Genomic DNA, 11,798 nt, shown 5'->3' with positions numbered 1-11,798 from the left:
TTGCCGGTCATGATCGATGACCGGCATTCGGCACCGGGAGGAGCCTACTTGATATAACCGCCCTCGGTCATCGTTGCCGTGGCAGCGTCCTGAGCCTGCTTCAGGGCATCGTCGACGCTCGACTGGCCGGCAAGTGCCGCCGAGAAGAGCTGGCCGACGGTGGTGCCGAGACCCTGGAACTCAGGGATGGCGACGAACTGGACGCCGACATAGGGCACCGGCTTGACGGTCGGATGCGTCGGGTCGGCCGCGTTGATCGAGTCCAGCGTCATCTTGGCGAACGGCGCCGCCTTCTGGTACTCGGCATTTGCGTAGAGCGAGGTGCGCGTGCCCGGAGGAGCGCTGGCCCAGCCTAGCTTGGAAGCGACGAGCTCAGAGTAATGCTTGCTGGTTGCCCAGGAGACGAACTTTTCGGCCGCGTCTGCCTTCTGCGTACCGGCCGGAATGGCCAGCGACCATGCCCACAGCCAGTTGCCGCGCTTGCCGAGACCGGTGTCTGGCGCCAGCGCATAGGCAACCTTGTCGGCGACCTTCGAGCTCTTCGGGTCGGAGACCATGGATGCAGCGACGGTGGCATCGATCCACATACCGCACTTGCCCTGCTGGAACAGCGCCAGGTTTTCGTTGAAGCCGTTGGACGAAGCACCCTCGGGGCCGTCGGCCTTCATCAGGTCGACATAGAACTGCAGCGTGTTTTTCCATTCGGGCTGATCGAACTGCGGCTTCCAGTTCTCGTCGAACCAGCGGGCGCCGAAGGAGTTCGACATGGCGGTGAGGAAAGCCATGTTCTCGCCCCAGCCGGCCTTGCCGCGCAGGCACACGCCGTTCACGCCATTGGCGCGGTCGGTCATCTTGTCGGCAGCCTGCTTGATGAAGTCCCAGGTCGGCGCGTCGGGCATGGTAAGGCCCGCCTTCTCCATCAGGTCCTTGCGGTACATTACGAAGGAGCTTTCGCCGTAGAACGGTGCTGCATAGAGCTTGCCGTCGACCGAAAGGCCGCCGGCAATGGCCGGCAGGATATCCTTGGCGTCGTAGTCGTCGCCGAGCTTGTCGAGCGGCAGCAGCCAGCTCTGCTTGGCCCAGATCGGAACTTCATAAGTGCCGATGGTCATCACGTCATACTGGCCGCCCTTGGTGGCAATGTCGGTGGTGACGCGCTCGCGCAGCACGTTCTCTTCGAGCGTGACCCAGTTGAGGGTGATGTCGGGGTTCGCCTTGGCGAAGTCGTCCGTCAGCGTCTGCATGCGGACCATGTCGGCATTGTTGACGGTGGCGATGGTGATGGATTCGGCGTGAGCGGCGAACGCAAGAGCGCTGGCCGACAACAGGCCCAGTGTGAGCGTGCGAAGTTTCATCAAATTCCTCCCATAAACCAAGATGAGCATTTGCCTTGGTGATGAGCAATTACTCACCTGCTGTTAATTATGTCAAGCCGGATTCGATGCTGCAGCGCAGCACGCGGGATGTCGCGCGGCATGCAGCGCGTGGCGAATTGCGGTGTTTTGAGAACGGGTTCGAAACCGGCGGCCGTAAATCGAAACGACAGAGTTTCGCCCGATCGCCCTTCTGTGAACTGGCGAAGGATTGCGGGCCTATGTCGACCGGCTATCGCGGCCTATCGCCAGTAGCGTGTCTGGACGAGGGTTTTCATCCGTGCGACGGATATCGTCCGACGCAATATTCGAAAACGTCGCCATCGCGGTCTTGCCTGGCTCTGGTCAAGATTTCCGTCACTCTGATCCAGTCGGATTCATCTTTTCGCAGTGTAACTTCCCGACGGATTGCCCGAGCAGCAGCTTGAAACGGGGTAAATGCTTCGATCATATGTGTCGCGCGCACAGCGCAGTCTTCCATTTCTTCGACACGATAAGCTTTCATCGGCCCTGACAATCTCACTGATCAACGGCATTTTACTGCGCCGATTGATCCAACTTGATTGAGTCGCAACAAGTGCGGGGCTGGCCAAACAGATGATGTCGACAGTGTTTTTCAGGGTGATGGTTAACTGAGCGCTTACTATTGGTTAACCATGCTGAAGGACGGGGTCGTAGAAGCCTCTCGCATGGCGACAGGCATCTTCCGCTTCGCCTACGGGCAAGCGATCTCGGCCAGCACCCAATCGCGAAAGGCGCGGATCTTCGGCACGTTGCGGCGCGCTTCGGGATAGACCAGCCAGTAGGCGTGACCGTCATCGCCGACGAGGTCAAAGGGCTGGATGAGGCGGCCATCGGCAAGTTCGGTCTTGAACAGCGCCCTGGTCAGGATGGCCACGCCCTGGCCGGCGATGGCGGCATTGGCCTCGTAGGCTTGCGCACCCATGCTCGAGCCGGGGCGCGTGGCAAGATCGTGGGATTGTACACCGGCAGCCGCGAACCAGTCCCTCCACCAGATATCGCCGGGATCGAGAATGGGCAGGCGCAACAGATCGGCCGGCTCGTTGACGCCGCCGATGCTGGCAGCCAGTTTAGGGCTGAGCATCGGCGTGAAGTCGGCATCAAGAAGCTTGTGCACCTCCATGCCCGGCCAGTTGCCGCCGCCCGAGCGGATGGCGATGTCGATGTCCTCGCGGGCGAAATCGACGATGCGGTTCGACGTGTCGAGGCGAACGGCCAGCGCCGGATGCGCGAGCTGGAACGAGCCAAGATGCTGCGCCAGCCAGTTCGAGGCAAAGGTCAGCAGCGTCGAGACGCAGAGCAGGCCGTCTGCCCCGGTGCGCGCGGCGGAGTAGGCTCCGCTCAGCAGCGCGAACGCCTCGCTGACCGCCGGCGCCAGGCGTTGGCCGGCCTCGGTCAGCACGATCTGCTTTGGCCGGCGCAGGAACAGCGGCCCGCCGACGCGCTCTTCCAGAAGCTTGATCTGATAGCTCGCCGCCGCCTGCGTCATGCCGAGCTCATCTGCGGCCTTGGTGAAGGAAAGATGCCGCGCCACCGCCTCGAACACCCTGACAGCCTGCAGCGGCGGGAGCTGGGAAATCTGTCGTGCCTCAAGATTCGGCATAAGCCCTCCTTATGGGCCGTGATCGACGTTTGATTGGAAGCGAGGGCCGATCCCGCCGATATCTGGGGTCGACGATCAATCTCGTCCAGACATAGCGGAGGCTGACGATCATGACCACGGTACAGGAAAAGCTGATCTTAGCTCCAGGCCACAGCTGGCTTTCATGGCTGACGCTTGGATTTGCACGGAAAATGGCCCGCAGACGGGCCTATCTCGACATCAGGGACTTGCCGCCGCATCTGCAGCGCGACATGGGTTTTCTGGACGGCAACGATCCTTGCGGGCGGCGCCAATAGCCTTGTTCAACTTATCGAGAAATCACCCGGCGGCGAGCAGCGCGGCGGCGGTCCGCTCATCGGTGATCAGGCCGTTGACCAGCCGCCGGTTCACCGCCGCAAGGATGCCAGGCAGCTTGCGCTCGCCCATGGCGAGCGCGATGACCAGCGACTTTTCGCGCGACGGCAGCGACGCCGACGACACACGGTCGTTGGTGATGCCGTCGATCATGCGGCCGTCGCGGTCGAACACCCAGCCGACGATTTCGGCGACGCCGCCTGCCTTTTGCAGCGCCTTCAATTCAGCTTCCGAAATGAAGCCGTCCTCGTAGAGCGGTGCCTTGGGGCCGAGGTCGCCGATACCGACAAAGGTGACGTCGGCCTCTGCCGCCAGCGCCAGCGTCGGCTGGATCATCGGCTGGTTGAGCAGCATTTCGCGCTCTTCCGGAGAGGAGGCGATGACCGGCAGCGGCATCGGGAAGGAGCGCGCCTTGACCCTGTCGGCCATGGTGAAGATGACGTTGTAGAAAGCGGCCGAACCGTCGGGCGAGATGTTGCCGGTCAGCGACACCACCTTGTGCTGCGGACATTCCATCGGCGGCAGCTGCTCGATCGCCGCCTTCAGCGTACGGCCGGTGCCGATAGCCATGACGATCGGGGTCGGCGACCTTAGCCGCCGTTCGATCTCGGCAGCCGCCGCCTCGGCGATGCCGATGACGGTGGAGGACGACGCCGGATCGCTCGGCACCACTTCGACCAGATCCAGCGCGAAACGCGATTTCAGCCGTGCCGCGAGGTCGAGGCAGTTGGCGATCGGGTGATCGACGCGCACCTTGATCAGCCCCTCGGACACCGCCAGCGAGACGAGCCGCTGCGCCGTCTGCCTGGAAATGCCGAGCGTGGACGCAATCTGGTCCTGCGTGTTGCCGGCAACATAATAAAGCCAGCCGGCACGCGCCGCGTCGTCCAGCCTGTTGCTGCCGCCATCCTGCCGGGAATTCAACGTCCTGCCTCCCATGCCCGCCAAGCATCGAGGCGGAACGCTATAGTCTTGCAGGGAATGCGCTCGCGCGCAATTGTCTATCACAAGGGCAATTGCTTGCGGTCTTGGAACGTCGGCGATGCGACAACCGCCCAATCGGCATCGCCGATGACAGGCTCAAAGGTTTATCTCCTGCCACAAACGCTTTAAGGGGATCGAAAAAGGGATTCTAGCATGACGCCGAAAGCGGTTTTCTGGGACATGGACGGCACGCTGGTCGACAGCGAGCCGCTGCACGAGGCGGCGCTGGTGGCGGCGTTGCACAGCGTCGGCATCGCGCCACCGGCCAATTTGCATGAGCGGGTGCTGGGTGTTGCCGCATGGCCGGTCTACGAGATGCTGCGCGACGACTTTGGCCTCGACCTGCCGTTCGACGACTGGATCGTGCGCAAATACGACCACTATCTGCCGATGGCCGAAACGCTGAAGCCGCGCCCCGGCGCGATCGAGGTGTTCAACGAATTGCGGGCGCTAGGCGTGGCGCAAGCGGTGGTGTCGAACTCCGACCGGCTGATCGTCGATGCAAACTTGAGCGCCGTCGGCCTGATCTATCCCGGCATGAGGACCATCAGCCGCAACGACGTGCATGAAGGCAAGCCGCATCCCGAGCCCTTCCTGCGCGCCGCCTGGCTGGCCGGCGTCGATCCTGCCGACGCCGTCGCGGTCGATGACAGTCGCACCGGCGCCATGGCCGGGCTGGCGGCAGGGATGCGGACGATCTTCTGGCCGGAAGCGCCGATGGCAGGGCCGCCCGGGGCTATCGTCGTCAACAGCGCCGAGGAATTGCGTAGGGAATTCGGGCTTTAGAAAGATCAGTTCCGGTAGACCGGTTCCTGTTCGTCGAGGATCGCCTTCAGTTCGCTGAGGTGGCGTTCGGCCTGACCCGGATAGTCTTCCTGCTCGAGTGCTGCCTTCTCGGCGATCTCGTCGGAGAGCACACGCAGCGGACGGCCTGTCCACAGCGCCTTGATGTAGGTTTCGGCGGCGCGTTCGAAATAGAACATGCGGTTGAAGGTGTCGGCGACGCTGTCGCCGATGATCAGAACGCCATGATTGCCCATGACCATCACCTTGACCTTGGGATCGACGAGAAGCTGCGAGCAGCGCTCGCCCTCTTCCTCGAAAGCCAGCCCGCCATAGTGCCCATCGACAACGTGGCGGTTGAAGAAGATCGCCGAGTTCTGGTCGATCGGCGGCAGGCGCGAATCCGCGAGCGAGGCGAGCACGGTGGCGTGAACCGAATGCACATGCATGACGCAGCGCGCGTGACGCACATTGCGATGGATGGCGCCATGCAGGCCCCATGCCGTCGGATCGGGTGCATTGGGGCCGGAGAGCGTGTCGGGATCGTTGGCGTCGATCAAAAGCAGATCGCTCGCCTTGATGCGCGAGAAATGCACCTGGTTGGGGTTCATCAGGAATTTGGTGCCGTCATCGTTGACCGCCAGCGAGAAATGATTGGCCACCGCCTCGTGCATGTTGAGCCGCGCCGTCCAGCGGAAGGCGGCGGCGAGATCGACGCGCTCCTCGTAGAAGGGCAGGTTGGTCAGCGTTTCCTTCTGCAGCCGGGCGATGCTCATCGACAAAACTCCGTGAAAGAAACAAGGATGCCGCGCAGCCGACAGGCGCGCAACCGGTTTCGTTTGGTGCAGACCAACTCCATCCGCGCCGCTAAATGTGTCAGGCGGCCGACCGCGCCGCCCTCAGCCCGCCATGCTCGACGATGAAGTCGATCACTTCCTGCAACCCCTTGCCGCGCGACAGGTCGGTAAAGCCGAAGGGGCGCTTGCCGCGCATGCGGGTGGCGTCGCTCTCCATGACATCGAGATTGACGTTCACATAGGGCGCCAGATCGCTCTTGTTGATAACGAGGAAGTCGGAACGGGTGATGGCAGGCCCGCCCTTCCTTGGGATTTCCTCGCCCTGGCAGACCGAGATGACATAGAGCGTCAGGTCGGCGAGATCGGGCGAGAAGGTCGCCGCGAGATTGTCGCCGCCGGATTCGATGAAGACGATGTCGAGGTCGGGGAATTTCCTGTTCATCTCGGCGATCGCCTGCAGGTTGATCGAGGCATCCTCGCGGATGGCGGTGTGCGGACAGCCACCGGTCTCGACACCCATGATGCGATCCTCGGGCAGCGCCTGCAGCCTGGCCAGCATCATGGCGTCTTCCTTGGTGTAGATGTCGTTGGTGACGACGGCGATGGAGAACTCGTCGCGCAGCGCCTTGCAGAGCTTCTCGGTCAGCGTCGTCTTGCCGGAACCGACAGGGCCGCCAATGCCGATACGCAGAGGGCCGTTGGCTTGTGTCATGTGGGGAACTCCGTGATGGCAAGAATGGCAAAGCCGAGCCCGATCAACAGGCACAGCGGCGAATAATATCGCAGGTCGAGCCGCGCGAAAGGCTGTTCCGGCGCCAACCGGCGCCACCAGGGCGTGAAGCCGGCAATGCCGCGCCCGAGGAACACCAGAGCGATGAGCAGCGATGTGGCGGCGAGCCCGGCCTTGGGAAAGGGCGAAGCAAACACGCCTTCCAGCGCCAGCGGCCACAGAGTGGCCAAGGCCAGACAGGCCGCAACCGCGAACGAGGCGAAAGGCGTCGGCATCTCGTTGACGCCGCGAAAGCCGACCACGGCCCGGGCGCAGGAGGCAGCGTCCCTGCCCGGCCAGATGCCGCCGATGCCCCAATAGACATGCAGCGCGGTGATCGGCAGCAGGACGAAGGACAGTGCGAAGGCGAGGACGATCATGAACGGAACAGCCTGGAGTATTGGGTTTCGTGCTTCATCGCCATGATGTCCGAGATAAAGGCGCAGCCGCCGAGATCGTCAAGCGTCGAGCGCGCCGCGCGATCGGCCGTCGCCAATGCCAGCGGTTCGAAGCCGGCGAGCAGCGCGGTGGCGCCGGTCTGACCGACGACACCGAGCCTGATCGCAGCTTGGACGAGGTTGGAAAAGAAGGTCTGCAGGAATGCCGACAGCGCGTCCTGCAGGGCAATGGCGTTGCCGCCGGCAACGGCGCCGACGGCGACGCAATAGGCGCATTCCTCGGGCAGGCGCTGCAGCACAGGATTTGGCCAGGCCGATGCCGCCTTGAGAAAGGCGGCACCCTGCAGCATGGTCTCCGAATGGCGCTCGCGCGATCCGGCCAAAGCCTCGGCGAGCCCGGCAATTTCGTCGAAATCGCCGCCTTCGCGGGCGCGCCGCCAGCTTTCGGCGAACAGCACGGCGTCGTTCCAGCCCGAACCCATCTCGACCAGCGTTTCCAGCCATGCGGCGAGCCTTTCGCTGTCCGATACCGCCCCGTCATGCACGGCGCGCTCAAGACCGTGGCTGTAGGAGAAGCCGCCAACCGGGAAGGACGGCGACAGCCACGCCATCAGCCGCAAAAGAGCGATGCCGGAAGGCTGGTCAGTCATGGTCGTGGTGGTGGCCGGTGTGAGAATGTGAATGAGAATGCGATTCGCTGTGCGAGTGAGAATGGGCCGCGTGGCTGTGCGCCTCCGCGTGTGAATGGCCGTGATCATGGCCATGCCCACCTTGGGCGGAATAGGCGCCGCGCACCGGCTTGAACGGTTCGGAGACGTCCTCGACCGTGGCGCCCAGCCCCTCCAGCATCGCCTTGATGACATGATCGCGCAGGATGAGGATGCGCCCCGCTTCGATACTGGCGGCGAGATGGCGGTTGCCAATATGCCAGGCGAGCTCGGACAGATGCACGGGGTTGGCGGCGCGGATGTCGTAGAGTGGCTCCTCTGCCGCGACGATCTCGACATGACGGCCGTCCTCCAGCACCAGCCGGTCGCCGTCGTTCAGGGCCACCGCCTCAGGCAGGTCGACCAGCACCTTGCTGCCGTCGGCAAGCTCAATGGCGCGGCGGCGCAGATGCCGCTCGTCATGGGCAAGCACGGCGCGACCGTATGGTGCAGTCGCTCCGGCCTCGCCGGCTGGCAGCACCGAGACGGCGCGCGGGAATTTGGTGAAGTCGGTGCGGATGTCGAGCTTCATCTGAGGGAACCTCCATTGGCCTGCGCGCGAGCGCGAGCGGGGCGCGCCAGCAGGCGGTCGAAATAGGCGCTGACGCGGTCGGATTCGATCGGGAACCGGCCAGCACGCGCCCAACTGCCCATATCGCCAAGCAGCACGTCGACGGCGGAAAAGCGGTCACCCAGCGCGAAGGGGTTGTCGCCAAGCCGGCGATCCAACGCCTTGACCTCCGAGGCGAAGTCATGCGCCGCGGCGGGGCCGACATCGACCCGCATTTCCTTCGGCAAGAGAAAGCGGTGGCGCACTTTGTTCCACAGCGGCGCTTCGAATTCCGATTGGGCAAAGTGCATCCACGAATCCATTTCGGCGCGGCCGGCAACACCGGGATTGGCGCCCATGCCTTTGTCCGCATGCTTGTCGGCGAGATAGACGCAGATCGCTGCGGAATCCGTCACCTTCAACTCGCCGTCGATCAGGATCGGCACCTTGCCCGACGGGTTGAGCGCATAGGCTTCCGGTGAGCGCAGTTTGACCTCGACGAATTCATAGGGCTGCCCGAGTTCCTCGAGCATCCAGAGAACACGGCTGACCCGGGATCCGCGCGATCCAACGGCCTGGTACATGGTTGAAACCTCTGCCTTTCCCTGGGAGCCTAGTCCATCCGCTGCGGTCATACGATCGTGTCGAAGAGCCGCAGGATGAACGATACCTGATAGATCAGCGTGCCGGCGATGAAGACGATGTGAAAGCGGCGATCGCGCACCAGGATGGCGACAATGCAAAGCGCGAAAAAGACCGGCGTGCGGATCAGGTACTCGTTGCCGAAATGGGCGAAATGCTCCGGCCCCTTGAGCAGCGTGTCGACCACGTCGAGCAGATAGGTTGCGCCCAACAGGCCAAAAAACCAGGCGCGGCGCGAATAGAAGAAATCCTCGTAGCTGGTGTAGTCCAGCATCGAATCCGGAAACAGCAGCGCGCACAGCAGGAACAGCGTGATGGCGTAAAAAATGAGGAACAAATATTTGCCGAAGGTCCAGTTTTCGATGGCGTAGAGGCCGAACTCCCACCACCAGAAATGCACCAGCATCAACAGCACCGAGGCGACCCAGGCGAGATGCACGGGATAGAGCTTGTACTGGCCGGGATGCTGGACGATGCGGGCCAGCCCCGACAAAAGGCGCGTGACGCCGAGGCCGATCACCATGCCCATGACGATGCGGATGTGCGGGAAGATGTCGTGGGCGGAAGCTATTTCGGTGGCCATTCGTCTGTTCTAAGAACTGCTGACAGATACGGCTTCAATCATACCAGAGCCATAGCTTTCGGTAACCGGCCGGAATTTCAACCTGCTCGGCGGGTAGATGGTCTACATCTCCCTCCCAGGTTTCGTCTGGCTCAAAGCCCGACGGCAGCCAGCCAATCACATGGTCTTCGGTGGCGCGCGTTGTGATGACGACTTTGTCCGAGAACGGCCATTCTCCATCATCACACTGCACGATTGCTATCCGGATGTCGTGAACTTCGGGCCTTTCTCGTATCGATCGGAATGTGGCTAGAACCGTTTCGTTGTCCGGCGCCTCCGGACTGTTGCACAGCGATCCGGCTTCACCTTCAGCTCCATCGAAATATTCTTCCAACGGAACAAGCGGCATAGCAAGCGGAGCAACGCCGCCGTTGTATTTTTGCAGCGCGCCCATTCTCGAAATCAAGGCCTGTTTCTTTTGCTCGTCCACGGTGCCTCCAATACTTCGTGGGCGCACCAGTCCTAAAACAGAAAATACCGCTGCGCCATCGGCAGCACCGTCGCCGGCTCGCAGGTCAAGAGTTCGCCGTCTGCCCGCACTTCGTAGGTTTCGGGGTCGACCTCGACATGCGGCGTGGCATCGTTGAGCACCATCGAATGCTTGCCGATGCCGCCACGGGTGTTTTCGACCGCGACGAACTGCTTGTCGACACCAAGCCTGCCATGCAGGCCTGATTCGAGCGCCGCCTTCGAAACAAAAGTCACCGACGAGTTGATCCGCGCCTTACCATAGGCGCCGAACATCGGCCGGTAGTGCATCGGCTGCGGTGTCGGGATCGAGGCGTTGGGGTCGCCCATGGGTGCTGCGGCAATCATGCCGCCGAGCAACACCATGTCCGGCTTGACGCCGAAGAAGGCCGGATTCCACAGCACCAGGTCGGCGCGTTTTCCGACTGCGATCGAGCCGATATCCTTCGACAGGCCATGCGCAATGGCCGGGTTGATGGTGTATTTGGCGATGTAGCGGCGGACGCGGAAATTGTCATTGTTGCCGGTCTCCTGCGGCAGCGAGCCGCGCTGGCGCTTCATCTTGTCGGCGGTCTGCCAGGTGCGGATCGCGACTTCGCCGACGCGGCCCATGGCCTGGCTGTCCGACGAGATGATCGAGAAAGCACCGATGTCGTGCAAAATGTCTTCGGCGGCGATGGTTTCCTTGCGGATGCGGCTTTCGGCAAAGGCGATGTCTTCTGGGATCGACGGCGACAGATGATGGCAGACCATCAGCATGTCGAGATGCTCGGCCAGCGTGTTCACGGTGTAGGGCCTTGTCGGGTTGGTCGAGGACGGGATGACGTTGGGCAGGCCGCAGACCTTGATGATGTCTGGCGCGTGGCCGCCGCCGGCGCCTTCGGTGTGGAAGGCGTGGATGGTGCGGCCCTTGATGGCGGCGACGGTGTTTTCGACAAAGCCCGACTCGTTCAGCGTGTCGGTGTGGATCATCACCTGCACGTCGTAATCGTCGGCGACCGACAGGCAGCAGTCGATGGCCGCCGGCGTCGTGCCCCAGTCCTCGTGCAGCTTCAGAGAGCAGGCACCGCCCAGCACCATTTCCTCAAGTGCTGCGGGCAGCGACGCATTGCCCTTGCCCGACAGGCCGATGTTCATCGGGAAGGCGTCAAAAGACTGGATCATGCGGGCCATGTGCCACGGCCCCGGCGTGCAGGTCGTCGCCAGCGTGCCATGCGCCGGGCCGGTGCCGCCGCCGAGCATGGTGGTGATGCCTGACATCAGCGCTTCCTCGATCTGCTGCGGGCAGATGAAATGGATATGCGCGTCGAAGCCGCCGGCGGTGAGGATCTTGCCCTCACCGGCGATGATTTCCGTACCGGGGCCGATGATGATGGTGACGCCGTTTTGCGTATCCGGGTTGCCGGCCTTGCCTATTGCCGCGATGCGGCCGTCCTTAAGGCCGATATCGGCCTTGAAGATGCCGGCGCTGGCATCGACGACCAGCGCATTGGTGATGACGGTGTCGACGGCACCTTGCGCGCGAGAAACCTGGCTCTGGCCCATGCCGTCGCGGATGACCTTGCCGCCGCCGAATTTCACTTCCTCGCCGTGAATGGTGAGGTCCTTCTCGACCTCGATGAACAATTCGGTGTCGGCAAGCCGCACTCTGTCACCGACCGTCGGGCCGTACATCTGCGCATAGGCGGCGCGGGTAATTCTAGCCATCAGCACTTGCTCCTGAAATA

The 11,798-nt window shown here is 62.7% G+C and carries 13 protein-coding genes; 1 reads left to right on the top strand and 12 read right to left on the bottom strand.

Annotated features, from left to right (window positions below):
- Positions 1 to 44 precede the first annotated feature (44 nt).
- The 3 genes from AC1DVW_RS05880 to AC1DVW_RS05870 form a co-directional block, all read right to left on the bottom strand.
- A complete protein-coding gene (locus tag AC1DVW_RS05880; protein ID WP_477321807.1) occupies positions 45 to 1,355 on the bottom strand; it encodes an ABC transporter substrate-binding protein in 1,311 nt (436 codons plus the stop codon).
- A gap of 733 nt (positions 1,356 to 2,088) precedes the next feature.
- Entirely contained in the window at positions 2,089 to 2,997 is a 909-nt protein-coding gene (gene gcvA / locus AC1DVW_RS05875; protein WP_477240735.1) for a transcriptional regulator GcvA, read from the bottom strand.
- A 318-nt stretch (positions 2,998 to 3,315) separates the two neighbouring features.
- Positions 3,316 to 4,275, bottom strand: coding sequence for a sugar-binding transcriptional regulator (locus AC1DVW_RS05870; RefSeq protein WP_477240731.1), 960 nt, complete (start codon positions 4,273 to 4,275; stop codon positions 3,316 to 3,318).
- Positions 4,276 to 4,488: 213 nt separating this feature from the next.
- Between AC1DVW_RS05870 and AC1DVW_RS05865 the strand changes: the two genes are divergently transcribed.
- Complete coding sequence (locus AC1DVW_RS05865; RefSeq protein WP_477321805.1) at positions 4,489 to 5,121, top strand: HAD family hydrolase; 633 nt, start codon at positions 4,489 to 4,491, stop codon at positions 5,119 to 5,121.
- Positions 5,122 to 5,126: 5 nt separating this feature from the next.
- On the opposite strand, the gene AC1DVW_RS05860 is transcribed toward AC1DVW_RS05865, so the two are convergent.
- From AC1DVW_RS05860 to ureC, 9 genes are all read right to left on the bottom strand, one after another.
- Positions 5,127 to 5,894, bottom strand: coding sequence for a class II aldolase and adducin N-terminal domain-containing protein (locus tag AC1DVW_RS05860; protein WP_477321803.1), 768 nt, complete (start codon positions 5,892 to 5,894; stop codon positions 5,127 to 5,129).
- Between the two features lie 100 nt (positions 5,895 to 5,994).
- The gene (gene ureG, locus AC1DVW_RS05855; protein ID WP_477310903.1) at positions 5,995 to 6,627 is read right to left on the bottom strand and encodes an urease accessory protein UreG; all 633 of its coding nucleotides are present in this window, start codon (positions 6,625 to 6,627) and stop codon (positions 5,995 to 5,997) included.
- Positions 6,624 to 7,064, bottom strand: a complete 441-nt coding sequence (locus AC1DVW_RS05850) for a DUF3995 domain-containing protein (protein WP_477321801.1) — start codon at positions 7,062 to 7,064, stop codon at positions 6,624 to 6,626. The genes ureG and AC1DVW_RS05850 overlap by 4 nt, the downstream gene beginning before the upstream one ends.
- Positions 7,061 to 7,732, bottom strand: a complete 672-nt coding sequence (locus AC1DVW_RS05845; protein WP_477321800.1) for an urease accessory protein UreF — start codon at positions 7,730 to 7,732, stop codon at positions 7,061 to 7,063. The genes AC1DVW_RS05850 and AC1DVW_RS05845 overlap by 4 nt, the downstream gene beginning before the upstream one ends.
- Positions 7,725 to 8,321 (bottom strand): urease accessory protein UreE, encoded by a 597-nt coding sequence (ureE, locus tag AC1DVW_RS05840; protein ID WP_477321798.1) that lies wholly within the window; start codon positions 8,319 to 8,321, stop codon positions 7,725 to 7,727. The genes AC1DVW_RS05845 and ureE overlap by 8 nt, the downstream gene beginning before the upstream one ends.
- Positions 8,318 to 8,923: a glutathione S-transferase family protein gene (locus AC1DVW_RS05835; RefSeq protein ID WP_477321796.1), complete on the bottom strand. Its 606-nt coding sequence runs from the start codon at positions 8,921 to 8,923 to the stop codon at positions 8,318 to 8,320. The genes ureE and AC1DVW_RS05835 overlap by 4 nt, the downstream gene beginning before the upstream one ends.
- A gap of 47 nt (positions 8,924 to 8,970) precedes the next feature.
- Entirely contained in the window at positions 8,971 to 9,564 is a 594-nt protein-coding gene (locus AC1DVW_RS05830) for a hypothetical protein (protein WP_477240715.1), read from the bottom strand.
- Positions 9,565 to 9,598: 34 nt separating this feature from the next.
- Complete coding sequence (locus AC1DVW_RS05825) at positions 9,599 to 10,033, bottom strand: hypothetical protein (protein ID WP_477321794.1); 435 nt, start codon at positions 10,031 to 10,033, stop codon at positions 9,599 to 9,601.
- Positions 10,034 to 10,065: 32 nt separating this feature from the next.
- Positions 10,066 to 11,778, bottom strand: a complete 1,713-nt coding sequence (gene ureC / locus AC1DVW_RS05820; protein ID WP_477321792.1) for an urease subunit alpha — start codon at positions 11,776 to 11,778, stop codon at positions 10,066 to 10,068.
- Positions 11,779 to 11,798 lie beyond the last annotated feature (20 nt).

It is taken from the genome of Mesorhizobium sp. P3_B5, assembly GCF_056402815.1.
This window is presented reverse-complemented; position numbering and strand designations above follow the sequence as displayed.